The sequence below is a fragment of the Arthrobacter cavernae genome, assembly GCF_017368795.1.
Classification (GTDB): Bacteria; Actinomycetota; Actinomycetes; order Actinomycetales; family Micrococcaceae; genus Arthrobacter; species Arthrobacter cavernae.
Genome location: NZ_JAFNLL010000010.1, coordinates 75,275 through 98,849, shown reverse-complemented (window position 1 = coordinate 98,849; position 23,575 = coordinate 75,275). Strand labels below are relative to the sequence as shown.

Here is a 23,575-nt window from a genome sequence, read left to right as displayed (position 1 = left end):
TCCAGGAGGTGGCCAAAATGAAAAAAATTCAAGTGTGGCTGGCAGCAGTATTGATGGCTGCCGGACTCGGACTGGTGGCACCGGGGCCCGCCTCGGCTACGCAAGGTTTTTGCGGAATCGTCTGGGGGTCGTTGGCCAAGGTCAACACCCTTATGACCCAGGCGCAAGTCACCAATGTCCGGACGGGGCAGCACGTCTGCTACGACCGGCTTGTCATTGACCTGAACGGCAAAGTCGCCGGTTACAGGGTCCGCTATGTTCCGCAGGTGGCCCAGGACGGGTCCGGTCTGCCGATCGCGCTGAGGGGAGGGGCATTCCTTCAGGTCACGGTCCACGCTCCGGCCCACGACGAGTACGGCCAGGCGACGTTCAGCCCGGCCAACAACAAGGAAGTCCGTAACGTTGCCGGCTTCCAGACCTTCCGGCAGGTAGCGTTCGCGGGAAGCTTCGAGGGACACACGACCCTGGGCCTGGGCGTCCGCGCACGTCTTCCCTTCCGGGTCTTCACCCTGGACGGACCTGGTGGCGGTTCGCGGCTGGTGGTGGACGTCGCCCACCGCTGGTAAGTAGTGAGCCCACGCCTTCCGGACGCGGGAAAGCGGCCAGGTCGCCGGAGAGTTCCGGCGACCTGGCCGCTTTTCAGAGACGTCGCGGCACTACGAGCGTACGAGCGCCGCAGCCTACTCGGGCACCACCAGCGCGGGGGTGTCCCGGCGGATCGTTTCGCCGCGGAAGAACCCGGGACGCAGCCGGGCCATGACCACCATGAACACCGCGCCCAAGGCCAAGATCCCGATGCCGAGGACAAACACGAGCCCCACACCAAAGATCTCCGAGCCGCTGCCGAACTCCGGAGCCCAGCTGTCCACGGCCGTCTGGAAGAACACCACGAACAGGCCCACTCCGCCCAGCACCGGGCACAGGAGCCGCAGCACGAAGTTGCGCACGCTGCTGAAGACGCTCCCGCGGAAGTACCAAGCGCATGCGATCGCGGTCAGCCCGTAGTAGAAGCAGATCATCAGGCCCAGGGCCAGGATGGTGTCGTTGAGGACGTTCTGGCTGATGACGTGCATGATCGCGTAGAAGCCCGCTGAGACGACGCCGGCCGCAATGGTGGCGAAGCCCGGCGTCGCGAACTTCCTGCTCATGTTGGCGAACGGCTTGGGCAGGGCGCCGTAGTGCGCCATGGCGAGCAGACTGCGTGACGGCGAGGTGAAGGTCGACTGCAGCGATGCCGCCGAGCTGGAGAGCACCGCGAGGGACATGAGGATGGCGAACGGTCCCATGACCGGGGAAGCGAGAGCCGTGAAGATGTTGGCGCTGTTTTCCTCGTTGTTCAGACCGATTCCGGTATCCCCGACGCCGGCGAACATCATGGTGGCGATGGTGACGATGAGGTAGATGCCCAGGACCACGACGGCGGTCAGGGTGCCGGCGAGGCCCGCGGTCTTCTTGCCGTTGGCGGTTTCCTCGTTGACGGTCAGGCAGACGTCCCAGCCCCAGTACACGAAGATCGACAGCGAGATGCCGGCGGCGATCTGGCCGAAGGTCTCAATCTTGGTGACGTCGAACCATTCCCAGCTGAACGGGATGGCGGTCTCAGACGTGGACCAGTTGGCGAAGGCCATGGCCACGAAGATTCCCAAAGCCACCAGCTGGAAGCCCACCAGGCCGTACTGGACGATCTTGGTGGTGTGCAGGCCCCGGTAGCTGACCCACACCGCCAGCGCCACGAACACGAAGCAGGTGGCCACGTTGAGCAGGGTGTTGGAGGCCAGATCTGCCAGTTCGGGGTTGCCTGTCAGCTGGGCAAGGAACAGATAGAAGAAGTCAACGGCGACGCCGGCCAGGTTGGACAGGACGATGATGTTGGCCGCGAGCAGCCCCCAGCCGCCCATCCAGCCCACCCACGGCCCGAACGCCTTGGTGACCCAGGTGAACGTGGTGCCGCTGTCCGGCGAATCGGCGTTGAGTTCGCGGTAGGCGAGCGACACGAGGATCATCGGGATGAAACCGATGAGGAAAATGACGGGAACCTGAAGGCCGGCTTCGGCGATGGTCGGCCCCAGGGCGCCGGTCAGCGTGTAGGCCGGCGCGATGGTTGAAATGCCGAGGACGACGACGGCGAGGAGCCCCAGCTGCCCCGTCTTCAGTCCCTTGCCGGTGATGTCGTGCGACGTGCCTGCGGCTGCGTTGCCGCCCTGGCTGATTGTCTGGCTCATGGTGGGCCCTTTCTAGATGGCCGCTGGCTGCTGCTGGGTGATGCAGTGGATTCCGCCGCCCCGGGCGAACAGTTCGCGCGCGTCAACACTGACCACGCGCCGGCCGGGGTAGGCATCGGCGAGAATGCGGAGGGCCTTCTCGTCCATGGGGTCGTTGAAGCTGCAGGCGATGACGCCGCCGTTGACCACGAGGTGGTTGATGTAGCTGTAGTCCACAAAGCCCTCTTCATCGCTGAGGGTTGCCGGGGCCGGGACTTCGATGATGCTCCAGTCGCGGCCGGCGGCGTCCTGCGTGGTGCGCAGGAAGTCGATGATTTCCCGGGAGACCTGGTAGTCCGGGTGTTCCGGGTTCTGCTGGGAGTGGACCAGCAGCGTACCCGGGCTCGGGATCGCAGCCACGATGTCCACGTGCCCGCGGGTGCCGAACTTCTCGGAGTCGCGCGTGAGGCCGCGGGGCAGCCAGACCACGTGGGTGGCGCCGATGGTGCGGGCCAGTTCCTGCTCGATGTCCGCCTTGGTGAGGCCCGGGTTGCGGCCCGGGTCCAGCTGCACGGTTTCGGTGACCAGCACGGTGCCTTCGCCGTCCACCTGGATGCCGCCGCCCTCGTTCACGATCCCGGACAGGATGTGCCGGGCGCCGGAGCGGCCGGAGATCTCGGCCGCGATGAGCGCGTCCTTGTCCCACGAGGCCCAGTCCTGCCCGCCCCAGCCGTTGAAGATCCAGTCCACGGCGCCGAGCTTGCCGTTGTTGTCGAGCACGAAGGTGGGGCCGATGTCCCGCATCCAGGCGTCGTTCAGTTCAGCGGTCAGTACCTCGACGCCGGGGGCCAGGTAGCGCGCGGCGGTATCGACGTCGTCGGGGTGTACGACGACGGTGACCGGCTCGAATTCGAGCACGGCGTTCGCGACGGCGGCCCAGGTGGAACGGGCGGCGTGCGCCGCTTCGGGGGTGTCGCCCAGGGTGTAGCCGCCGGTGGGGAAGGCCATCCAGACGCGTTCCTGCGGAGCGGTCTCGGCGGGCATGCGCCAGGCGCTCACGCGGACACTGCCTGGGCTTGGGCGCCGAGCGGGGCGTCGTGGTTCACGGGTTCCGTGAGCCGGCCGTAGGTGTCCGGGCGGCGTGTGGTGAGGAACGGGAAGAGCGTAAGCCAGTCCTTGCGCTGGTCGAGGTCAAGATCGGCCACGAGGACGGCGGATTCGTCGCGCGGGGCCTGGACCAGGATGCGGCCGTAGGGGTCCGAGATGAAGGAGGAACCATAGAAGTTCAGGGTGCCCTCGCTGCCCCAGCGGTTGGGTGCCACCATGAACAGGCCGTTGGCGATGCCGTTGCCCACGATCACCTGCTGCCAGAGCGGCTGGGTGTCGAAGTCCGGGTGGTCCGGCTCGGAGCCGATCGCGGTGGGGTAGACCAGGATTTCGGCGCCGCCCAGGGAGTACACGCGGGCGAGCTCGGGGAACCACTCGTCCCAGCAGGTGGGCATGCCCAGGCGTGCGCCGCCGAGTTCGGCCGGGGCGTGGACCTCGTAGGCGTCGTCCGCGGCGGGGCCCTGGCGGAAGAACTTGTCCTCGTAGTAGCCGGCCGTGACGGGGATGTGGAGCTTGTGCGTGCGGGCCAAGAGTTCGCCCTGGGGGGAGACCAGGATGGCCGTGTTCAGGCCCAGGCCGTCGTCGCTGCCGTCCGGGTTTTCGGCGCGCTGGTACAGGGAAGCGTGGACGGTGACGCCGTGCGTGCGGGCAGCTTCGGCCGCGAAGGCGAACGTGGGGCCGGTCAGCAGGTCTTCGGTGATGTCCGAGGGGCGGATGCCGGCAGCCGGGTTGTTTTCCGGGCGGGTGTCCGCCGGGTAGCGGGAGAGCGTGAGCTCGGGCAGGAAGACAACCGTGGCTCCCAGTTTGGCGGCGCGTTCGATGCCCTCGTTGAGCTCGGCGTGCAGCACGGCGGGATCGGCATGCCAGTGGTGCTGGACGACGCCGACGCGCAGCGGCGTGCGGGTGGAAGGTTCGGTGCGGGCCAGGGAAGCGGGAGCTCCGAGGCAGGTAACTTCAATCATGATGGCATGTTCTCCGGTGAGACGGTAGTCACTAAATGAATGACGTTCATTTAGTATGGACGGAGAAGTGCCCGGGCGCAAGGGGGGAAGCGAATTCAGTTCATTTGTGGCGGGCATGGGCCGCTTCGATGGTTCCCTGCGCGCAAGATGTTGGCGCGGTTGGCGAATGCGCAGGGAAGCGTCGAAACGGCGCCTGGGGAGTGCCCCGGGGTGGCGGTGTCCCGCCGGTGCCGGCGAAGCCTAGGAGCCCTTGCCCGCGGGGTGCGGGACAACAACGTCATCGGCAGTGCGCGACGCGGCCGGGAACAGGAGCGCAAGGAGGCCAAGGCCTGCTGCCGCGCCGATCAGCTGCGCGCCGACGAAACCGGGAACGGAGTCCGGGGAGATGCCGGCGAAGGTATCGCTGAAGATGCGCCCGACCGTCACGGCCGGGTTCGCGAATGAGGTTGAGGACGTGAACCAGTATGCCGCGCCGATGTAGGCGCCCACGGCAGGGGCTGCGAGGATGCCTCGGTGGGTGGCAGCCAGGGCGAAGATCAGCAGGATAAGCCCGGCGGTGGCGATGACTTCGGCCAGCAGATGTCCGCCGGTGGCACGGTCCTTGCTTGAGATGGAGGTTCCGACTTCGAACATGGCGTTCGCGAGGACGCTGCCGCCGACCGCACCCACGGTCTGCGCCACCATATACGTGCCAAGCTCCGGCAGGGTCAACCCGGAGCCGCTGCTCCTGCCCAGGGCCCAGTCCACGAGCGAGACCACCGGGTTGAAGTGCGCGCCGCTCACGGGGCCGAACACCAGGATCAGCACCGTCAAGCCCAGGACCGTGGCGGTGCTGTTCTGCAGCAGCTGCAGGCCGACATCAGTCGGGGACAGCTGCTGGGCGGCGATCCCGGAGCCGACGACGATGGAAACGAGCAAAGCGGTGCCGAGCAGTTCGGCGACGGCGCGGCGCCACAGCGGCGGCTGGTGTGAGGTCATGAGACCAGCTTGACCGATGAAATTAACTCAGTCAAAATTGAATCAATGAGCATTGAGCAAATGGATTCCTTTCAGGCGCGGGCCGCGAAGCATGCGGCCCTCGCAGATCCTGCACGCCTGCGCATCGTGGACCTGCTGACCCTGGGCGACCTGTCCCCCACGGAACTGCAGGCCGAGCTAGGGATGCCCTCGAACCTGCTGTCCCACCACCTGCGCACACTGGAAGATGCCGGGTTGGCGACGCGCCGCCGCTCGGAGGCCGATAGGCGCCGCAGCTATTTCCGGCTCGCCGACGGGGCGCTGGAAGGGCTGGTGCCCGGGCGCGAACACGCGGCACGCCGCATACTGTTCGTCTGCACGCGCAACAGCGCCCGGTCGCAACTGGCCGCAGCGCTCTGGCGGCAGGTCAGCGAAATCCCGTCGACCTCAGCAGGGACCCACCCCGCCGAGCGCATCGCCCAGGGGGCCGTCGATGTCGCCCGTCGTCACGACCTCGACCTCGAAGGCCTGGCGCCGCGCCAGTTGGGCGAAGTCGTGACGGAAAGGGACTTCATCATCACCGTGTGCGACAACGCCCATGAGGAACTCCCCGGCCTCCGCGGCATCCACTGGTCCATACCGGATCCGCTCCGGCTGAACACCGAGGAGGCCTTTGAGGGCGCCTTCGCTGACATTTCCCACCGCGTCCACGACCTCGCGCCGCGCTTGCGCGCCGCCTGAATGTCGGGCCTTGAACCAAGGCGTAGCCCGACGCAACAAGGGTACGGGCACGACAACGCCAACCAGACCGATCCACACTTATCTGATTCCAGGAGAATCCCATGAGCACCGAAACCGCCAAGAAACCCTCCGTCTTGTTCGTCTGCGTCCACAACGCTGGCCGTTCCCAGATGGCCGCAGCCTTCCTGACCACCCTCTCGGAGGGGGCCATCGAGGTCCGCTCCGCTGGCTCCCAGCCCGCGGACAAGGTGAACCCGGCCGCCGTCGAGGCCATGGCGGAACTGGGCATCGACATGTCCGCCGAGATCCCCAAGGTCCTGACCACCGAGGCCGTCAAGGAATCCGACGTCGTGATCACCATGGGCTGCGGCGACGAGTGCCCGTACTTCCCCGGCAAGCGCTACGAGGACTGGGTCCTGGAGGACCCGGCCGGACAGGGCGTGGACTCCGTCCGCCCCATCCGCGACGCGATCAAGACCCGCATCGAGGGCCTGATAGAGTCCTTGATCCCGGCCGCCAAGTAAGCACCACCGAACAGGAGCCACCCCATGAGCGACGAACAGCTGATCATCATCGGGTCCGGCCCGGCCGGATACACGGCTGCGATTTATGCCGCCCGCGCGGGCCTGAGCCCCCTGGTCCTCGCCGGCTCCGTCACCGCCGGTGGCGCGCTGATGAACACCACCGACGTGGAGAACTTCCCCGGCTTCCCGGCCGGCATCCAGGGCCCGGAGCTCATGGACGGGCTGCAGGAACAGGCCGAGAAATTCGGCGCGCGCATAGTGTTCGACGACGTAACTGAAGTGGATCTGAAACGTCACCTCAAGCGCGTGGTCACCGGCGCCGGCGAGACCCACGAGGCCCCGGCCGTCATCCTGGCCACCGGCTCCGCCTACAAGGAACTCGGACTGCCCGAGGAGAAGAAGCTCAGCGGACACGGCGTGTCCTGGTGCGCCACGTGCGATGGCTTCTTCTTCCGCGAACAGGACATCATCGTGGTGGGCGGCGGCGACTCCGCCATGGAGGAAGCCACTTTCCTGACGCGCTTCGGGAAGTCCGTCACCGTCGTCGTGCGCAAGGATGAACTCCGGGCCTCCCGCATCATGGCCCAGCGCGCCAAGGACAACCCCAAGATCAGCTTCGCTTGGAACTCCGCCATTACGGCCATCCACGGCGATGCCAAGGTCACCGGTGTCACCCTGACGGACACGCGCACCGGCGAAACCCGCGAGCAGGCGGCTACGGGGATCTTCGTCGCGATCGGGCACGTGCCGCGGACCGAGCTCGTGGCCGGCCAGGTCGAACTGGACGCCGAGGGCTACATTAAGGTGGGCTCACCCACCACGGTCACCAACCTCTCCGGGGTCTTCGCCTGCGGCGACGCCGTGGACCACCGCTACCGCCAGGCCATCACCGCCGCCGGCACGGGCTGCGCCGCCGCCCTCGACGCCGAACGCTACCTGGCCGCCCTGGATGACGCAGACAGCATCGCCACGGCGCTGGTGGAAGCGCCAAGCCATGCGTAAAGGAGGACAACCATGGATTCAGCGAGGAACCTTCCCGTTGCGGTGATCGGCGCCGGACCCGTGGGCCTGGCCGCCGCAGCGCACCTGCTGTCGCACGGCCGCTCCGGCGAACACTGACCTCACTCCTCACGGAAGGCACCACCACATGACTGAATCACCCACGGGCACCCCGGACACCACCGCCAAACAGCCCAGCGTGTTGTTCGTCTGCAGCAAAAACGGCGGCAAGTCCCAGATCGCCGCCGGCCTCATGAACCAACTCGCGGCCGGTGCCGTCACGGTTTACTCGGCCGGCATCAAGCCCGGCAGGGAGTTGAACTCCGAATCCGTGGCCTCCCTGCTCGAGCTCGGCGTCGACATCGCCGGCGAGCACCCCAAGCCCGTCACGGACGAGCTGCTGGACGCCGTCGACGTCGTGGTTGTCCTGGGCACGGAAGCCAAACTGGAGCCCCACGGCACGGCCCGCTTCGAAGCCTGGGAAACCGAGGAACCCTCCACCCGCGGCATCGAAGGCATGGAACGCATGCGCCTGCTCCGCGACGACATCAAGACCCGCGTCGAGGCGCTGTTCGCTGAACTGGCGGGCTCCAAGGACTGAGCGTGTCCGGCAAAGATGATCTGGCAGCGCCAGAACACTGCGGGGAGTGGCCTTGTTAGATCCAGTCAGCGGTGCCGAGCCTGCGATTATTTCCCGGTATCCGGGGGCCGTTAAGAATTCATCAGGAAATTCGGCCTGACCAGGCCGGCGTTCCATTGTTGATGTTTGATTTAAGAACGCGCTCCGATTGCCGTCGGCGGGGCGCCCCAAGCGGTCGGGCACCGCCGACCGGACATCCAAGGTGTTGAGGAGGGATTGGAATGGCTTTCCGTGGATCCGACGGGCACGGCGAAGTCCGTTTCGTGGCCCTGCCGGGTTCAGTTGTCGGCTACGGGGAACGAGGAGTCGAGGGCGCGGCCTACAGCTGCAAGGGCGGCCACCTCTTCAGGGACAGCGCCGAGGACAATTGGTGGATTATTTTCCAGCCCCACGTCGGCGAGGTCGCCGACAGTTCGCAAGCCCAGGGCGACGTGTTGGCCTGCAGCGACACGTTCGGGGATCTCGTCCATGTCCGGGTACTTGCCGCCGGGGTCATCCGCAGGGATGCAGACGCCGCCTTCCGGGAACAGGAACCGGGGTCATATGAGGACGCTGTGAGAACTGCTGACGCTATTCCGCGTGATGGAGCATAGAGCCTTCCTCCACCCCGCCTCGATGGTGGGATTCCAATTCCTGGTGGGTCCCCGCCGGCTTCCTTGTCCGTTGTCAGGGCCGCCGTTCAGCCGACGTGGACCCATGGGCGCCTGGTGACGTCCGGTTCAGCTTCGCGGAGGACTTCCCGGGTGACCGGCGCGATCTCTCCTTCGCCCAGGAAGAGGAACTTCAGGAGATTGATGACTGGATTTCCTTCGGTCCAGCGGAAGTAGATGTGGGGCATCATTCCGGTTACGTCGCGGATGTGCAGGAGGACCGAGGCAATGGTGTTCGGCACAACAGGTCCGTGGACTTCCAGGATCCGGTAGCCGTGCCGGGTGATTCCATGGACGGCCAGCTCCGTCTCGAAGTCAGAGGAGTCATCCACGATCACCTCGAGGAAGAGCGGCTCCTCGGCCACGGGCAGGTGGCTGACCTCTATGGCGGAATTGAGCTTGTCCCTGTATGCCTGGGCGGTCATCCGGAGGGGCTCGTGGGCGATGATCCTGATCGGCCCTTCCCACTCGCCGGACATGAACTCCAACGCCTCCCGGTCGAGGTGAACGTGGGTAGCGTGCAGCTCGAAGGAGCGCCGGATGCGGGAAAGCAAGGAGACCACAATGATGCCCAGGATGAAGACCGCGGCGATCCGGATTCCTTCGGGCCGTTCGAAGATGTTGGCGATGGTGGTGTAGATGAACACCACGGCAATGATTCCGAAGCCAACGGTGCGTTTTCGCTGTTTCTGTCGCCGGGCAGACAGGGTCACAGCCACCGCTGCCGACATCATCAACACCAACACGCCGGTGGCATAAGCGCCACCTTGGGCATCGACGTCGGCATCGAAAATATACGTGATCAGGAAGCCCACCATCGTGAAGACGAGCACGAGTGGCCGGACCGCCTTCGCCCATTCCGGCGCCATGCCGTACCGGGGCAGGTACCGCGGAACAAGATTCAGCAGCCCCGCCATGGCGGACGCGCCGGCGAACCAGAGGATCGCGATCGTGCTGACGTCGTACACCGTGCCGAAGCCGACGCCGAGATACTCATGGGCGATGAACGCCAGCGCTCGGCCGTTGGCCTGCCCTCCAGGTTGGAATTCGTGTTCGGGGATGAGGACAACAGTTGTGAAGCTGGTGGTGATCAGGAAGCTGCTCATGATGATTGCCGCGGTCGTCAGCAACCGCCGGGTCCCCTGGATGCGGCCCACTGGCCGCTCATCGGTGTCACCGGCCCTGCTTCGGACCTGGGGCATGACCGCCACGCCGGTTTCGAAGCCTGACAGGCCCAAGGCCAGTTTGGGGAACACTAGCAGTGCGATGCCGACAGCGAGAAGCGGGTTCCCGTGGGACGTCGTCAGTGCCAGCCACCAGTCACTGACGGCGACCGGGTGGGTCATCGCTTCGAAGATGGACACGGCCACCACCACGACGTTCAGGCTGAGGTAGAGCGCCACCAGGACGACGGCGACGCCGATGGCTTCCTTGAAACCACGGAGGAACACGGCAGCAAGCAGGGCCAAAAGGAACAGCGTCACGAGCACGTTTTGGCCTTGGAGCCAGCCGGGGACCAAGGGATTCTGGATCACGTGTGCCGTGGCGTCCGCAGCGGAAAGGGTCATGGTGATCATGAAGTCCGTTGCGGCGAAGCCCAGCAGGACCAGCACGATGAGTTTGCCGCCCCAACGAGGCAGCAAACGCTCGAGCATCGCGATGGACCCCTCGCCACGGTGGCTTTCGCCGGCCACCCTGCGATAGACGGGCAAGGCGCCCAGCAAGGTGACGGCGACCAGCACCAGGGTTGCCAGCGGGGAGATCACCCCGGCGGCAAGCGCGGCGATGGCCGGCTGGTAGCCCAGCGTGGAGAAGTAGTCGACACCAGTCAGGCACATCACCTGCCACCAGGAATGCTTTCTCGCGTGGACGTCGGTCAGGCCGCCAGGACCCTGATGCGTGCCCTTGCTGTCCTGCAGGCCGAAGAGAAGCCAGCTCCTGAACCGCGCCCCGGCGCTGGGACGAAGCTCCGACGGATCGGCCGGTGGCCTGCTCATCGTTGTCATAGCTGCCCCTCCACCGGACGCACGGCACCACGATCTCCACCGAATCTAGCATCCGGGGGAGCCTTCGCCGCCTGGACGGTGCGTATCTTGATGAATCCTTAACGACCAATCGACCGTGCATCACACGCGGACCAAATGTGGGAGTTCAGCGCAGGAGGGCCCCAGCTGGTCGGCGGCATCGCAACCCTCGCAGGACTGCCTCTTGGCTTGGGTGCACTGGTACTGTGCGTCGCACTGGCAGCCGCCGGGGCGATGCCGCTATGGAAGGCCGTCAGCGCGCGTGGGCCAGGATCGAAAGGCTCATGACTCCGTACTTCGTGGTGGCAGCACGGGCACTGTCCGAGAGGAATTCATACGGGTTCCTCCTGAGCGTTTCAAGGGCGAACCCGCTACCGGTGATCAATTCCTGATACGTGTCCTCTTGGGCAGCGCCGCCGATGCACGCTGCCCAGAGGTCTACGTTGCAGACGATCTGTTGGGTCAACGGCCTTTCGGTGACGATATCGGCAATCGCAAGGCGACCTCCAGGGCGCAGCACCCGCGCCGCCTCGCGGAAGACGGCGGGTTTGTCCGGGGACAGATTGATGGCCCCATTGGAGATGATGCAGTCGAAGCTGGCATCTTCGAAGGGGAGGTCTTCGATGTATCCGTGCGTAAAGGCGACCTGGGGAAAGCCGCCTTTCTTTCGCAGGTCTTCGGCCTTCTCCAGCTGCTCCTCGGTCATGTCAAGGCCCACTACGAGCCCGCTCCCGCCCACGTCAAGAGCGGCGGCGAAGACGTCCATCCCCGAACCCGAGCCCAGGTCCAGGACTCTTTCCCCAGGCCTGAGGTCCGCCAGGTCGAAAAAGTATCCCACCCCCGCAAAGGACTCGACGGCGGCGGCCGGGATCGCGTCCAGGAGTTGGGCCGGGTAGCCCAACTGCTCGGCAAGACCGCGTCCCATCTTGAAGTGGTACTTACCTGCGGGGTGTTGAGCCACCGACCGATAGAGCTGCTTGACCTTGTCCTCAAGCTCGAGGCGGTCAACTCCGGCTGCTCCCAGGTCCATGGCTCTACCTGTGCTTCATACGATTTCGAGGGTGGTTTCGACCGGGACTGGGTTGGCCAGGCAGTCGCGGATGGTCGCTGTGGAGTCCATCGCAATTCGCCTCTTTTCCGGGTTGTTCGGGGCCGTGGCGCGGACTCGGTGGTATTCAAGTGAATACTTGAATACCACACCTGATGGGTATATCTTGTCAAGTACTTACTTGAATATGTTTGCGGAGGGGATCGGGCATGGGTGACAGGCTGGCAAAGGACAGGCTGTTTGACGCATTCGCCTCCGTGGCAAAGGTCCTTGGCAGTGGTCGGCGCGCAGAGATAGTGGATGTCCTGGCCCAGGGTGAGCGCGCCGTGGACGAAATCGCCGGGGAAATTGGACAGGGCATCGCCAACACCTCACAGCATCTTCAGCAACTCCTGCGGGCAGGCATGGTGTGCACCCGTCGCGAAGGAACGCGGATCTACTACCGTCTCAGCGGCCCCGCGGTCGAGCGGCTCTGGGTGGCGGTCCGCCAGGTCGCTTCCGAGCATGTCGCAGAACTTGACGAACTCGCAGCAAGCTACTTCGGAGACAGGGCGGCCATGGACACCTTGACCCGGGCTGAGCTGAGCAAGCGTATGGCCGCCGGTGATGTCGTGGTTCTCGATGTCCGGCCTGAGCCCGAATTCCGCTCCGGCCACATCCCGGGTGCGGTCTCGGTTCCTATCAGAGATCTGGCGGGGAGGCTGAAGGACCTGCCGCACGGCCGCACCATCGTCGCCTACTGCCGCGGCCAATACTGCGTATTTGCCGACGAGGCGGTCCGGATGCTGCGCCAGCTTGGGATGCCTGCCGCAAGGCTGGAGGAAGGGTATCCCGAGTGGGCGGCGGCCCGGCTGCCTGTCGAATCCGGCGCGCCGCGCGCAGCTGCCGGGCGGGTATAGGACCTGCCCGGGCGGGACGCGTGAGGCATGAACGCTTTACTATACATAATTGCGTGAATACACGTATCGATGTAACGTGGAGGCATGGAAACCCTCACGCACGCCCCGGTACTGGCGCGGTTCGGCTATGCGGTCTCTGATCCGACCAGGGCCCGGATCCTGCTGGCACTGGCTACCGAACCTTGCTACCCCTCGGACCTGGCCGACTCCCTCGGGGTGTCGCGGCAGAGCATGTCCAACCATTTGACGTGCCTTCGCGGCTGCGGGCTGGTGGTGGCTGTTCCGGACGGCCGGCGGAGCCGCTACGAGCTCGCCGACGCCCGGCTGGGCCATGCGATCACGGACCTGATCGGCGTCGTGCTGGCCGTGGACCCTGCCTGCTGCGCCCCGGATGGCGAGTGCTTGGCATGACCGCGCTGCACCTTGCACCCAGCCTGGCCCGCCGCGCCGTCCTGAGCCGCCGTATCCGCTTCTTCGCGGCCGCCACAATCACCTACAACGTCATCGAAGCCGTCGTGGCGCTCTGGGCCGGCGGGGTCGCGGACTCGTCTGCGCTGATCGGCTTCGGGCTGGACTCGGTGATCGAGGTGGCCTCCGCCGTCGCCCTGTCGTGGCAGTTTTCCGCCAAGGACCCCGAGCGGCGCGAACACCTGACACTGCGGATCATCGCCGTCTCCTTCTTCGCCTTGGCGGCGTTCGTCGCCGTTGACGCCGTCCGGTCACTGGCCGGCGGAGGCCAGGCACAGCACTCCACGCCCGGCATTGTGATCGCGGCGCTGAGCCTGGCGATCATGCCGGTCCTGTCCTGGCTGCAGCGCCGCGCCGGCCGTGGGCTCGGCTCCCGGACGGCCGTGGCCGATTCCAAGCAGACCCTGCTGTGCACCTACCTCTCCGTGGTCCTGCTCGCTGGACTGGTGCTGAACAGCACCCTGGGCTGGTGGTGGGCAGACGCCGGCGCCGCCCTGGTCATTGCCGTCATCGCCGTCCGCGAGGGCATCAACGCCTGGCGCGGCGATGTCTGCTGCACTGTCCCGCACGCCGCTGTCCCGCACGCCACGGTCGCCCGGCCGGTGCCGGAGAAGGATGCTGTTGCCGCAGAGGCCCCCGACACTGACTGCTGTGCCGAATGCGGATCCGAGTCCCGCCCCCAAGCCGTCGCCTTCGGAAGGAAGAACTACCAGCCATGACGAACTATGAATTGCACATCATTGCGGACTGCCCCAACAGTGGCCCGGCCCTTGAGCTGTACCGCAGCGTCCTGGCCGAGGAGGGCAGGGATGCCGAGGTGAATGTCCGCGAGGTCACCTCCGAGGACGAAGCCCGGGAGCTGGGCTTCCACGGCTCGCCATCGTTCATCGCGGGAGGACGAGACGTGTTTCCCTCAAACGCGGAGCCTGCGGTGACGTGCCGCGTGTACCCCACGGAGCACGGGATGGCGGGACTGCCGTCCGTTGACTCTTTGCGCGCCGCGGTGCGTCGCAACCAAGAAAGCATTCACCACTGATGACACAAACCAAGACCCCGCCAGCATCCATGGACGCCGCCAAAAGAGCCCGCATCGTCATCTGGGTACTGCTGGCAGTCCTGGTCGGTCTCGGCGCGATCTGGTACGCCGTGTTCGCCGGCGGCAAGTCCGCCCCGACAGCCCCGACGCCCGCCGCGGAAGCGCAGCTGGTCCGGGGAGACAGCCACCGAGTCACCTCACCGGCCACCGAAAAGGCCCAGCTGGTCGAGTTCCTGGACTTCGAATGCGAAGCCTGCCGGGCAGCGCAGCCCCTGGTCGAGGAGCTGAAGAAGGAATTCGGAGACAGGATCACCTTCGTCAACCGCTACTTCCCGCTTCCAGGGCATCGAAACTCGGTCACCTCCGCCCTGGCCGTGGAAGCCGCCGCCCAGCAGGGCAAATACGAACAGATGTACGCCAAGATGTTCGAGACGCAGCCGGAGTGGGGCGAGAGGCAGGATTCCCAGGCGCCCTTGTTCAGGACCTTCGCCCAGGAACTCGGCCTGGACCTGGCCGCCTATGACGCTGCCGTGGCCGACGGCAAGACCAAGGAACGGATCGATAGAGACGTCGCAGACGGCATCGCTTTGGGCGTGAAGGGCACCCCGACGTTCTTCCTCAACGGGGAAAGGCTCACCCTCGACACTAAGGAACAGTTCCGGCAACTGCTCGCGGACGCCGCCAGGTAGGACTTCCGCCCGAAGGCAGCTGGGCGGCTACTTCGCGGTCGGCACCTGCCGGAGCACGACGGCGGCAAGCACCGCCGCGCCGGCCATCAGTACCAGCCCGATCGCCGCGGTCACGTGGACACCCGATTCAAAGGCGGTCCGCGCCGCGGCGGTCAGGGCCTCCGCCAATGGAGCGGGCAGGGCGGCGGCAGTCTCCACCGCGCCGGCCAGGGTTTCCCCGGCCTGCCCGGCACTGGTCCCAGCGAGCCCCTCGGGCAGCAACAGATTGTGCTGGTAGGACGCGGTCAGGATCGAACCCAGTACCGCGGTCCCCAGGAGCGATCCCAGCTCGTAGCCGGTCTCCGAAATCGCGGACGCGGCGCCCGCCTTGTCCGCCGGGACGGCGCCCAGGATCAGGTCGTTGGAGATGGTCTCCGCCGAGCCCACGCCCAGGGCAATCAGCAGGAGCGCGGACAGCAGGAACACCGGGCCCTGGCCGTGATCGCCCAGTGCCGCCACGGCATAGCCGGCGGCGCTGAGGGCCAGTCCGCCCGCCACCACCAGGCCCGGGCGGACCTTCCTGACCAAGGGCACCACCAGCAGGCCCGCCACCACGGTGGCCAGGAGGGCCGGGATCATGGCGATGCCGGCTTCCATGGGGGACTGCCCCTCCACCAACTGCAGGTGCTGCGCGAAGAAGTAGATGAAGCCCGTCATGGAGAACAGGGACAGGACGTTGGCCACGATCGCGGTGCTGAACACCCTGTTGCCGAAGAGCCGGACGTCCAGCATGGGGGAGTCCAGGCGCCGCTGCCGGCGCACAAAGAGGACTCCCATGAACAGGCCGAGGCTCGCGAACGCCGCGGCCTGGGGGACCAGGCCGTGCGAGGCGAATTCCTTGATGCCGTAGACGAGCGGCGCCATGGCCAGCATGGACAGCAGGATGCTCGGCACATCAACGCGGCCGGGGTTGGCATCCCTGGACTCCGGGATCAGGAAAGTGCCCAGAGCCAGCAACGGCAGCAACAGGAACGCCGCCACCAGGAACACGGCACCCCACCAGAAGTGTTCCACGAGCCAGCCGCCGAAGATCGGACCCAGGGCGGCACCGCCGGAGAACCCGGCGGCCCAGATGGCGATCGCCAGCCGGCGCCGGTTCGGCTCGGCGAAGATGTTGCGGATCAGGGACAGCGTGGACGGCATCAGCATGGCGCCGAAGATGCCCAGCGCAGCGCGTCCGGCAATGAGCCACTCCGCCGACGGCGCGAACGCCGCCACGGCCGACACCACGGCGAAGCCCGTGCTGCCGATCAGCAGCAGCCGCCGCCGGCCGATCCTGTCGCCCAGGTTTCCCATGGAGACCAACAGGGCCGCCAGCACCAGCGGGTAGGCGTCCACGATCCACAGCAGCTGCATGCCGCCCACGTCCAGCGAGCGGGCGATTTCCGGCAAGGCGAACGTCAGTGCGGTGTTGTCCACCGCCACCAGGAGCACCGGGACCATCAGCAGGGCCAGGGCGGCCCAGTCGCGCCAGGGTGCGGGCGGAGTGGAGGTGGCGGGGCGGTGCAGGGTTGTGGTCGGGTTGAGCATGTTCATTACTGTACCGTCCGGACGGTATAGTTTCAAATGAATGCCGCATGAACTTAGGGGATGATAGGAGCCATGCCACGAAAACCAGTTGCCCGGGACGCGGTCCTGGATGCCTTTGAAGCCCTGCTGATCGAGGTGGGGGAGCGCGCCGCCACCCTCGACGCCGTCGCCAAACGGGCCGGCGTCTCGAAGGGCGGCCTGCTGTACCACTTTCCGAACAAGGAAGCGCTGATCGGCTCGCTGCTCGAGCGCATGGACCGGCTGGCGCAGGCGGATATAGAAGCCATGAAGTCCGCACCCGAGGGTGCCGCCGCCTATTTCATCAAGTCTTCGCTGTGGGCCGATACGCCCCTGGACCGGGTGTTTGTGGCATCCACACGCCTTGCCGAAGTGGCCCACGAGGAAACGCGCCGGCGCTTCGCCCGCATCCAGCAGCAATGGCTGGATGTGCTGGCCGCCGACGTCGGACCCGAGCTTGCCAAAGCCGTGCGCTACATGGGCGACGGCCTCTATTTCAACGCCATGTTCGAGGGCGCGTCAGGCGGGGCGGCGCCCGGGCGGCAGGCCGACGTCGACTCCCTCCTGGCGACACTGGACCGCCTCCGCGGCTGAGTCCCGGGATCGCGGAATCTGCCATTTGCGGACAGGCCCCGTCCATAGGACAATTGGTGTTTGTGGCCGTCGTCACCGGCAGCCGCAACTTGTGTTAGAACAACTAAATACGCCTTTGATCTGCGGCGGGAGAGTCCTGCAAGCAAGTGATGCGGGCGCCGTAGGAGCAAATCCTCCCCAGGAATCTCTCAGGCCCATGTACCGCCGCGGCAAGGCAACTCTGGAAAGCAGCAAGCTGTCCACGGGTGTCAATGACACCCGAACACGCTGTGCTCACCGACGGTGCAAGCAGACCTGTGTCTGCGGAAACTCTCAGGTCCAATACAGAGCGGGGAGGAACCCGAACCACTGCGGCGTACCCTGCGCCGCCTTAGTAATGGAGTTCCTTCGTGACGGTTAGTTCAGCCTCCACCACCTTCGTCGACCGGCATATTGGCGCCCGCCGCCAGGCCGACATCGACACCATGCTCAAGTCCGTCGGCTACGACAGCGTCGACTCGCTCGTAGACACCGCGGTCCCCAACGACATCCGCCAGGACGTTGCGCTGACCCTGCAGGACGCCCTCAGCGAGGTCGAGGTCCTGGCCGAGCTGCGCAAGCTTGCTGCCAAGAACAAGACCGCCGTGCAGATGATCGGCCAGGGTTACTACGACACCGTGACGCCGCCGGTCATCCGCCGCAACATCCTCGAATCCCCGGCCTGGTACACCGCCTACACCCCGTACCAGCCCGAAATCTCCCAGGGCCGCCTCGAGGCACTGCTGAACTTCCAGACCATGGTCCAGGACCTCGTGGGCCTGCCCATCGCCAATGCCTCCCTGCTGGACGAAGCCACGGCCGTTGCCGAGGCCGTCCTCATGATGCGCCGCGCCAACAAGAACAAGGCTGCCCAGGACGGCAAGACCGTCCTCGACGCCGATGTCCTGCCGCAGACCATCGCCATCGTCAAGGGCCGCGCCGAGGCGCTCGGCTTCGAGGTCGAGGTCGCCGACCTCTCCCAGGGCCTGCCCGACGGCGACATCAACGGCATCGTCCTGCAGCAGCCGGGCGTTTCCGGCCGTGTGTTCGACCACGCCGCCGTCATCGCCGCCGCCAAGGAACGCGGCGCGCTGGTCACCGTCGCCGCGGACCTGCTCTCCCTGACGCTGATCACGCCTCCGGGCGAGCAGGGCGCCGACATCGCCGTCGGCTCCACCCAGCGCCTGGGCGTGCCGCTGTTCTTCGGCGGCCCGCACGCTGCCTACATGGCCGTCCAGAAGGGCCTGGAGCGTTCCATGCCCGGCCGCCTGGTCGGTGTGTCCAAGGACGACGCCGGCACCCCCGCCTACCGCCTGGCCCTGCAGACCCGCGAGCAGCACATCCGCCGCGAAAAGGCCACGTCCAACATCTGCACCGCGCAGGCGCTGCTGGCCATCGTCTCCTCGATGTACGCCGTCTACCACGGCCCCGAGGGCCTGAAGTCGATCGCCGAGACTGTCCACAACAACGCCCGCACGCTGGCCGCGTCCCTGAAGGCCGCCGGCCTGGAGGTCCTGCACGGCAGCTTCTTTGACACCGTCACGGTCCGCGTCCCGGGCAAGTCCGCTGAGATCGTTGCCGCGGCCGAGGCCAAGGGCATCAACCTGCGCGGCATCGACGCCGACACGGTCGGCATTTCGGTGGACGAGACCACGACGACGGAAATCGTCACCGCCGTCGCCGCCGTCTTCGGTGCCACGGTTGCCGCCTCGGTGGAGGGCTTCGCGCTCGAGGCCGCCGTCGAGCGTACTTCCGACTACCTGCAGCACCCGGTCTTCAACACCCACCGCTCCGAAACCCAGCTGCTGCGCTACATCCGCAAGCTCTCGGACCGCGACCTGGCACTGGACCGCACCATGATCCCGCTGGGTTCGTGCACCATGAAGCTGAACGCCACCGCCGAGATGGAAGCCATCTCCTGGCCGGAGTTCGCCTCCATCCACCCCTTCGCACCAGACTCCCAGACCGCAGGCTGGCGTGAACTGATCGAGGGCCTGGAAGCGGACCTCGCCGAGATCACCGGCTACGACCAGGTCTCCATCCAGCCGAACGCCGGTTCCCAGGGCGAGCTCGCCGGCCTGCTGGCCATCCGCGGCTACCACCTGTCCCGCGGCGATGACCAGCGCAACGTCTGCCTCATCCCGGCCTCGGCGCACGGCACAAACGCCGCCTCTGCCGTCCTCGCCGGCATGAAGGTTGTTGTCGTGGCCACCGCCGCTGACGGCACCATCGACCACGCCGACCTGCAGGCCAAGATCGAGGCCAACCGGAACGTCCTGTCCTGCATCATGATCACCTACCCGTCCACGCACGGCGTGTACGACGCCGACGTCCGCGAAATCTGCGACTCGGTGCACGCCGCAGGTGGCCAGGTCTACGTTGACGGCGCCAACCTGAACGCGCTCGTGGGCCTGGCCCAGCCGGGCAAGTTCGGCGGCGACGTGTCCCACCTGAACCTGCACAAGACCTTCTGCATCCCGCACGGCGGCGGCGGTCCGGGTGTCGGCCCGGTCGCAGCCAAGGCCCACCTGGCGCCGTTCATGCCGGGCGACGCCAACAAGGCAGCCCACGAGGCCGGCCACGGCGTGGCCATCTCGGCGTCGCGCTTCGGCTCCGCCGGAGTGCTGCCGATCTCCTGGGCCTACGTGAAGCTCATGGGCGGTGCAGGCCTCACGGAAGCCACCAAGTCCGCACTGCTGGCTGCGAACTATATCGCCGCCCGCCTGAACGAGTCCTTCCCCGTCCTGTACACGGGCGAAGGCGGACTCGTGGCGCACGAGTGCATCCTGGACCTGCGCGAACTGACGGCCAAGACCGGCGTCACGGCGGAGGACGTGGCCAAGCGCCTCATCGACTACGGCTTCCACGCCCCCACCCTGGCGTTCCCGGTTGCCGGCACGCTGATGGTGGAGCCCACCGAGTCCGAGGACCTCGTGGAGATCGACCGTTTCATCGAAGCGATGATCACCATCCGCAGGGAAATCGACCAGGTCGCCAACGGCGACTTCACCGTCGAGAACAGCCCGCTGCGCAACGCACCGCACACCGCGTCCGCCGTCGTGTCCTCCGACTGGAACCGCGAGTACCCGCGCGAACAGGCTGTCTTCCCGGTCCACCACCTTAAGCAGGACAAGTACTTCCCGCCCGTAGGCCGCATCGACGGCGCAGCCGGCGACCGCAACCTGGTCTGCTCCTGCCCGCCGATCGAAGACTTCGAGAACTAAGGATTTCCGCGATGACTGAGAACTACACCGCGCTCTACGAAGAGCACAAGAAGCTCGGCGCCTCCTTCACCGATTTCGGTGGCTGGCAGATGCCCCTGAAGTACTCCTCCGAACTGGCCGAGCACCACGCCGTCCGCCAGTCCGCAGGCCTGTTCGACCTCTCCCACATGGGTGAAGTCTGGGTCACCGGTCCCGGTGCTGCAGCGTTCCTGGACTACGCCCTGGTCGGCAAGATCTCCGCCATGTCCGTGGGCAAGGCCAAGTACTCACTGATCTGCCAGGAAGACGGGGGCATCATCGATGACCTCATCACCTACCGCCGTGGCGAAGAGAAGTTCCTCGTGGTCCCCAACGCCGGCAATGCCGTGGTGGTCGCCGCAGCACTGGCCGAGCGTGCCGCCGGCTTCGACGTCGTGGTGGAGGACGCCTCCGCAACCACCTCGCTGATCGCCGTCCAGGGCCCCAAGGCCGAGGAAATCCTCCTCCGCCTGGTCCCGGCCGAGCAGCACACCCTGGTCACCGAGCTGAAGTACTACGCCGCCGTCGAGGTTCCCTTCACGTTCGGCGGGAGCACCGAAGAGCTGCTGCTCGCCCGCACCGGCTACACCGGTGAGGACGGCTTCGAGGTCTTCGTGGCCAACGACTCCGCCGCGGCCCTGTGGCAGGCAATCGCCGCCGTGGCAGAGGAAGGCGAGCTCATCCCCGCCGGCCTGGCGTGCCGCGACTCGCTGCGCCTGGAAGCCGGCATGCCGCTTTACGGCAACGAGCTCTCCCGCGAAGGCAACCCCTACGCCGCAGGCCTGGGCCCGGTTGTCTCGCTGGCCAAGGAGTCCGACTTCGTGGGCCGCGCGGCACTGGAAGCACTCAAGGCAGAGGGCGCCGGCTCCACGAGCGGCCGCAAGCTGGTCGGCCTCAAGGGCCTGGGCCGCCGCGCCGGCCGCGGCCACTACCCGGTCCTGAAGGACGGCATTGTGGTTGGCGAGGTCACCTCCGGCCAGCCGTCCCCGACCCTGGGCTACCCTGTGGCACTGGCCTACGTCGACGTCGAGCACGCCGAACTGGGCACCGCCCTGGACATCGACCTGCGCGGCAAGGCCGAACCCTTTGAGGTCATCGCCCTGCCGTTCTACAAGCGCACCAAATAGTCCCATGGGTCCCGTTGGGGACCCGCACCTAAGTTGACGGGCGAACGGCGGGTGGCGGGATTCCGGAAGCGTGCGTCAAAGCGACGAAGGAGCAGCACGCGGAGGAATTCCGGCATCCGCCACCCAAGGCGACCGCTAACTTACCAATGACCACAGAAGTAACGAGATTAAGGAACAAACATGGCTAAAGTAGCTCCCGAACTGCAGTACTCCGACGAGCACGAGTGGGTGGCCCGCGAGGCCGGCAACCTGGTGTCCATCGGTATTTCCGCTGTGGCCACCGACGCCCTGGGCGACATCGTCTACGTTGACCTGCCCGAGGTCGGCTCCACCGTTACCGCCGGCGAGACCTGCGGCGAAGTCGAGTCCACCAAGTCCGTCTCGGACCTGTACTCCCCGGTTACCGGCGAGGTCACGGAAATCAACGACGCCGTCGTCGCTGACCCGGCCCTGATCAACAACGACCCCTACGGCGCCGGCTGGCTCTTCAAAGTTGCCGCCGACTCCGACGGCCCGCTGCTGTCCGCCGAGGAATACGCTTCCAAGAACGGCGGCGAGCTGTGACGGCCGCTGGCGCCGCAACCGCTTTCGAGCAGGTTGTTTCGCCGAGCCTGGATGCCCTGCTGTCCGATCTGGACCCGGAAATCGCGGCAAAGATCGACGACGAACTGACTCGCCAGCGCTCGGGCCTGGAAATGATCGCCTCGGAGAACCACACCGCCGTTGCCGTCATGCAGGCCCAGGGCTCTGTCCTGACCAACAAGTACGCCGAGGGCTACCCGGGCAAGCGCTACTACGGTGGCTGTGAGCACGTGGACGTTGTGGAGCAGCTGGCCATCGACCGCGTCAAGGCACTGTTCGGTGCCGAGTACGCGAACGTGCAGCCGCACTCCGGCGCCCAGGCCAATGCCTCGGTGATGCACGCGCTGATCAAGCCGGGCGACACCATCATGGGCCTGAACCTGGCCCACGGCGGGCACCTGACGCACGGCATGCGCATCAACTTCTCCGGCAAGCTGTACAACGTGGTCCCGTACCAGGTCCGCGAAGACGACCACCGGATCGACATGGCCGAGGTGGAGCGCCTGGCGCTCGAGCACAAGCCGCAGCTGATCGTTGCCGGCTGGTCCGCCTACGCCCGCCAGCTCGACTTCGCCGAGTTCCGCCGCATCGCCGACCTCGTCGGCGCGTACCTGATGGTGGACATGGCGCACTTCGCCGGTCTGGTGGCAGCAGGCCTGCACCCGAGCCCCGTGCCGCACGCGCACGTCACCACCTCCACCACGCACAAGACCCTCGCCGGTCCGCGTGGCGGCATCATCCTCTCCAACGACGCCGATGTGGCCAAGAAGATCAACTCCGCGGTCTTCCCGGGCCAGCAGGGTGGTCCGTTGGAGCACGTGATCGCCGGCAAGGCCGTGGCCTTCAAGATCGCCGCCTCGCCGGAGTTCAAGGAGCGCCAGGAGCGTGTGCTGGCCGGTGCCAGGATCCTCGCCGAGCGCCTGGTCCAGGACGACGTCACGGCCAAGGGGATCTCCGTGATCTCCGGCGGCACGGACGTGCACCTGGTCCTGGTTGACCTGCGCAACTGCGAGCTGGACGGCCAGCAGGCCGAGGACCGCCTGGCCGCGATTGACATCACCGTCAACCGCAACGCCGTGCCGTTCGACCCGCGCCCGCCGATGGTCACCTCCGGCCTCCGGATCGGCACCCCGGCCCTCGCGACGCGTGGTTTCGGCGAAGCGGCGTTCCGTGAAGTTGCGGACATCATCGCCGAGGCACTGATCGCCGACGCCGGCGCCGACCTTTCGGGCCTGCGTCACCGCGTGGAGGCACTCGCCGCCGCGCACCCGCTCTACCCGGGTGTTGCGAACCTCGCCTGACAGGCTCCTTTGGCCCGTTGGGGCCGACATCCTACGCGTGCTCGGTCGCGAAAACGCCCGCTGAGCGGACGTGACGCTCCCTTAGACGCACGCTTCCGGATGCCGGCCCCAATGGGGCCTCACGACAGGACCGTCTGCCGGGTCCCGGTCCACCGGGGCCCGATCTGCTTAAGCTTGTA

23 protein-coding genes and 2 riboswitches are annotated in these 23,575 nt (G+C 66.4%); of the genes, 16 read left to right on the top strand and 7 right to left on the bottom strand.

Going from position 1 to position 23,575, the window contains the following annotated elements; all coding sequences use genetic code 11:
• Positions 1-17: 17 nt before the first annotated feature.
• The gene (locus J1902_RS06195; RefSeq protein ID WP_207615381.1) at positions 18-566 is read left to right on the top strand and encodes an AMIN-like domain-containing (lipo)protein; all 549 of its coding nucleotides are present in this window, start codon (positions 18-20) and stop codon (positions 564-566) included.
• 114 nt (positions 567-680) lie between these two features.
• Here J1902_RS06195 and J1902_RS06190 read toward each other — a convergent pair whose 3' ends face one another.
• The 4 genes from J1902_RS06190 to J1902_RS06175 form a co-directional block, all read right to left on the bottom strand.
• A complete protein-coding gene (locus tag J1902_RS06190) occupies positions 681-2,222 on the bottom strand; it encodes an APC family permease (RefSeq protein ID WP_207615380.1) in 1,542 nt (513 codons plus the stop codon).
• Between the two features lie 12 nt (positions 2,223-2,234).
• Positions 2,235-3,260, bottom strand: coding sequence for an agmatine deiminase family protein (locus J1902_RS06185; protein ID WP_307794383.1), 1,026 nt, complete (start codon positions 3,258-3,260; stop codon positions 2,235-2,237).
• The gene (locus tag J1902_RS06180; protein WP_207615379.1) at positions 3,257-4,270 is read right to left on the bottom strand and encodes a nitrilase-related carbon-nitrogen hydrolase; all 1,014 of its coding nucleotides are present in this window, start codon (positions 4,268-4,270) and stop codon (positions 3,257-3,259) included. Before J1902_RS06180 ends, J1902_RS06185 begins: the two co-directional genes overlap by 4 nt.
• A 240-nt stretch (positions 4,271-4,510) precedes the next feature.
• Entirely contained in the window at positions 4,511-5,248 is a 738-nt protein-coding gene (locus J1902_RS06175; protein WP_207615378.1) for an aquaporin, read from the bottom strand.
• A gap of 45 nt (positions 5,249-5,293) precedes the next feature.
• On the opposite strand from J1902_RS06175, the gene J1902_RS06170 reads away from it, so the two are divergent.
• From J1902_RS06170 to J1902_RS06150, 5 genes are all read left to right on the top strand, one after another.
• Positions 5,294-5,968, top strand: coding sequence for a metalloregulator ArsR/SmtB family transcription factor (locus J1902_RS06170; protein WP_207615377.1), 675 nt, complete (start codon positions 5,294-5,296; stop codon positions 5,966-5,968).
• Positions 5,969-6,069: 101 nt separating this feature from the next.
• Positions 6,070-6,492, top strand: coding sequence for an arsenate reductase ArsC (locus J1902_RS06165; protein WP_207615376.1), 423 nt, complete (start codon positions 6,070-6,072; stop codon positions 6,490-6,492).
• Between the two features lie 24 nt (positions 6,493-6,516).
• A complete protein-coding gene (gene trxB / locus J1902_RS06160) occupies positions 6,517-7,494 on the top strand; it encodes a thioredoxin-disulfide reductase (RefSeq protein ID WP_207615375.1) in 978 nt (325 codons plus the stop codon).
• A gap of 145 nt (positions 7,495-7,639) precedes the next feature.
• Positions 7,640-8,092, top strand: coding sequence for an arsenate-mycothiol transferase ArsC (locus J1902_RS06155; RefSeq protein WP_207615374.1), 453 nt, complete (start codon positions 7,640-7,642; stop codon positions 8,090-8,092).
• Positions 8,093-8,352: 260 nt separating this feature from the next.
• Entirely contained in the window at positions 8,353-8,724 is a 372-nt protein-coding gene (locus J1902_RS06150; protein WP_207615373.1) for a hypothetical protein, read from the top strand.
• An 86-nt stretch (positions 8,725-8,810) separates the two neighbouring features.
• Here the strand turns inward: J1902_RS06150 and J1902_RS06145 are convergent, their stop codons facing one another.
• Together J1902_RS06145 and J1902_RS06140 are read right to left on the bottom strand one after the other, a co-directional pair.
• Positions 8,811-10,787 carry an APC family permease gene (locus J1902_RS06145; protein ID WP_207615372.1) on the bottom strand — a complete coding sequence of 659 codons (1,977 nt, stop codon included), beginning with the start codon at positions 10,785-10,787 and terminating at the stop codon, positions 8,811-8,813.
• Between the two features lie 271 nt (positions 10,788-11,058).
• Positions 11,059-11,835: a methyltransferase domain-containing protein gene (locus tag J1902_RS06140; RefSeq protein ID WP_207615371.1), complete on the bottom strand. Its 777-nt coding sequence runs from the start codon at positions 11,833-11,835 to the stop codon at positions 11,059-11,061.
• Between the two features lie 227 nt (positions 11,836-12,062).
• On the opposite strand from J1902_RS06140, the gene J1902_RS06135 reads away from it, so the two are divergent.
• From J1902_RS06135 to J1902_RS06115, 5 genes are all read left to right on the top strand, one after another.
• Positions 12,063-12,752, top strand: coding sequence for an ArsR/SmtB family transcription factor (locus tag J1902_RS06135; protein WP_207615370.1), 690 nt, complete (start codon positions 12,063-12,065; stop codon positions 12,750-12,752).
• Between the two features lie 84 nt (positions 12,753-12,836).
• Entirely contained in the window at positions 12,837-13,163 is a 327-nt protein-coding gene (locus tag J1902_RS06130; RefSeq protein WP_207615369.1) for an ArsR/SmtB family transcription factor, read from the top strand.
• On the top strand, positions 13,160-13,939 hold the full coding sequence (locus J1902_RS06125; RefSeq protein WP_207615368.1) for a cation diffusion facilitator family transporter: 780 nt from the start codon (positions 13,160-13,162) through the stop codon (positions 13,937-13,939). Before J1902_RS06130 ends, J1902_RS06125 begins: the two co-directional genes overlap by 4 nt.
• Positions 13,936-14,256 carry a hypothetical protein gene (locus J1902_RS06120; protein ID WP_207615367.1) on the top strand — a complete coding sequence of 107 codons (321 nt, stop codon included), beginning with the start codon at positions 13,936-13,938 and terminating at the stop codon, positions 14,254-14,256. Before J1902_RS06125 ends, J1902_RS06120 begins: the two co-directional genes overlap by 4 nt.
• Positions 14,256-14,945 carry a DsbA family protein gene (locus J1902_RS06115; protein ID WP_207615366.1) on the top strand — a complete coding sequence of 230 codons (690 nt, stop codon included), beginning with the start codon at positions 14,256-14,258 and terminating at the stop codon, positions 14,943-14,945. Before J1902_RS06120 ends, J1902_RS06115 begins: the two co-directional genes overlap by 1 nt.
• A 27-nt stretch (positions 14,946-14,972) precedes the next feature.
• On the opposite strand, the gene J1902_RS06110 is transcribed toward J1902_RS06115, so the two are convergent.
• A complete protein-coding gene (locus J1902_RS06110) occupies positions 14,973-16,514 on the bottom strand; it encodes an MFS transporter (protein WP_207615365.1) in 1,542 nt (513 codons plus the stop codon).
• A 72-nt stretch (positions 16,515-16,586) separates the two neighbouring features.
• On the opposite strand from J1902_RS06110, the gene J1902_RS06105 reads away from it, so the two are divergent.
• The 5 genes from J1902_RS06105 (at position 16,587) to glyA (ending at position 23,396) form a co-directional block, all read left to right on the top strand.
• On the top strand, positions 16,587-17,126 hold the full coding sequence (locus tag J1902_RS06105; RefSeq protein ID WP_207615364.1) for a TetR/AcrR family transcriptional regulator: 540 nt from the start codon (positions 16,587-16,589) through the stop codon (positions 17,124-17,126).
• A 116-nt stretch (positions 17,127-17,242) separates the two neighbouring features.
• Positions 17,243-17,340, top strand: a riboswitch (glycine riboswitch).
• A gap of 1 nt (position 17,341) precedes the next feature.
• A riboswitch (glycine riboswitch) is annotated at positions 17,342-17,463 on the top strand.
• Between the two features lie 52 nt (positions 17,464-17,515).
• Positions 17,516-20,368: an aminomethyl-transferring glycine dehydrogenase gene (gene gcvP / locus J1902_RS06100; RefSeq protein ID WP_207615363.1), complete on the top strand. Its 2,853-nt coding sequence runs from the start codon at positions 17,516-17,518 to the stop codon at positions 20,366-20,368.
• An 11-nt stretch (positions 20,369-20,379) separates the two neighbouring features.
• The gene (gcvT, locus tag J1902_RS06095; protein WP_207615362.1) at positions 20,380-21,513 is read left to right on the top strand and encodes a glycine cleavage system aminomethyltransferase GcvT; all 1,134 of its coding nucleotides are present in this window, start codon (positions 20,380-20,382) and stop codon (positions 21,511-21,513) included.
• Between the two features lie 180 nt (positions 21,514-21,693).
• The gene (gene gcvH, locus J1902_RS06090; RefSeq protein WP_207615361.1) at positions 21,694-22,077 is read left to right on the top strand and encodes a glycine cleavage system protein GcvH; all 384 of its coding nucleotides are present in this window, start codon (positions 21,694-21,696) and stop codon (positions 22,075-22,077) included.
• The gene (glyA, locus tag J1902_RS06085) at positions 22,074-23,396 is read left to right on the top strand and encodes a serine hydroxymethyltransferase (protein WP_307794382.1); all 1,323 of its coding nucleotides are present in this window, start codon (positions 22,074-22,076) and stop codon (positions 23,394-23,396) included. The genes gcvH and glyA overlap by 4 nt, the downstream gene beginning before the upstream one ends.
• Positions 23,397-23,575: the final 179 nt, after the last annotated feature.

Bases quoted from the DNA above. Each gene is read 5' to 3' on its own strand.
- J1902_RS06195 (WP_207615381.1), top strand. From the start codon at position 18: ATGAAAAAAATTCAAGTGTGGCTGGCAGCAGTATTGATGGCTGCCGGA.
- J1902_RS06165 (WP_207615376.1), top strand. From the start codon at position 6,070: ATGAGCACCGAAACCGCCAAGAAACCCTCCGTCTTGTTCGTCTGCGTC.
- J1902_RS06105 (WP_207615364.1), top strand. From the start codon at position 16,587: ATGCCACGAAAACCAGTTGCCCGGGACGCGGTCCTGGATGCCTTTGAA.
- J1902_RS06125 (WP_207615368.1), top strand. From the start codon at position 13,160: ATGACCGCGCTGCACCTTGCACCCAGCCTGGCCCGCCGCGCCGTCCTG.
- J1902_RS06180 (WP_207615379.1), bottom strand. From the start codon at position 4,270: ATGATTGAAGTTACCTGCCTCGGAGCTCCCGCTTCCCTGGCCCGCACC.
- J1902_RS06130 (WP_207615369.1), top strand. From the start codon at position 12,837: ATGGAAACCCTCACGCACGCCCCGGTACTGGCGCGGTTCGGCTATGCG.
- J1902_RS06140 (WP_207615371.1), bottom strand. From the start codon at position 11,835: ATGGACCTGGGAGCAGCCGGAGTTGACCGCCTCGAGCTTGAGGACAAG.
- J1902_RS06175 (WP_207615378.1), bottom strand. From the start codon at position 5,248: ATGACCTCACACCAGCCGCCGCTGTGGCGCCGCGCCGTCGCCGAACTG.
- J1902_RS06190 (WP_207615380.1), bottom strand. From the start codon at position 2,222: ATGAGCCAGACAATCAGCCAGGGCGGCAACGCAGCCGCAGGCACGTCG.
- J1902_RS06115 (WP_207615366.1), top strand. From the start codon at position 14,256: ATGACACAAACCAAGACCCCGCCAGCATCCATGGACGCCGCCAAAAGA.
- gcvT (WP_207615362.1), top strand. From the start codon at position 20,380: ATGACTGAGAACTACACCGCGCTCTACGAAGAGCACAAGAAGCTCGGC.
- J1902_RS06155 (WP_207615374.1), top strand. From the start codon at position 7,640: ATGACTGAATCACCCACGGGCACCCCGGACACCACCGCCAAACAGCCC.
- J1902_RS06170 (WP_207615377.1), top strand. From the start codon at position 5,294: ATGAGCATTGAGCAAATGGATTCCTTTCAGGCGCGGGCCGCGAAGCAT.
- J1902_RS06110 (WP_207615365.1), bottom strand. From the start codon at position 16,514: ATGCTCAACCCGACCACAACCCTGCACCGCCCCGCCACCTCCACTCCG.
- J1902_RS06120 (WP_207615367.1), top strand. From the start codon at position 13,936: ATGACGAACTATGAATTGCACATCATTGCGGACTGCCCCAACAGTGGC.
- J1902_RS06135 (WP_207615370.1), top strand. From the start codon at position 12,063: ATGGGTGACAGGCTGGCAAAGGACAGGCTGTTTGACGCATTCGCCTCC.
- gcvH (WP_207615361.1), top strand. From the start codon at position 21,694: ATGGCTAAAGTAGCTCCCGAACTGCAGTACTCCGACGAGCACGAGTGG.
- J1902_RS06150 (WP_207615373.1), top strand. From the start codon at position 8,353: ATGGCTTTCCGTGGATCCGACGGGCACGGCGAAGTCCGTTTCGTGGCC.
- trxB (WP_207615375.1), top strand. From the start codon at position 6,517: ATGAGCGACGAACAGCTGATCATCATCGGGTCCGGCCCGGCCGGATAC.
- J1902_RS06145 (WP_207615372.1), bottom strand. From the start codon at position 10,787: ATGACAACGATGAGCAGGCCACCGGCCGATCCGTCGGAGCTTCGTCCC.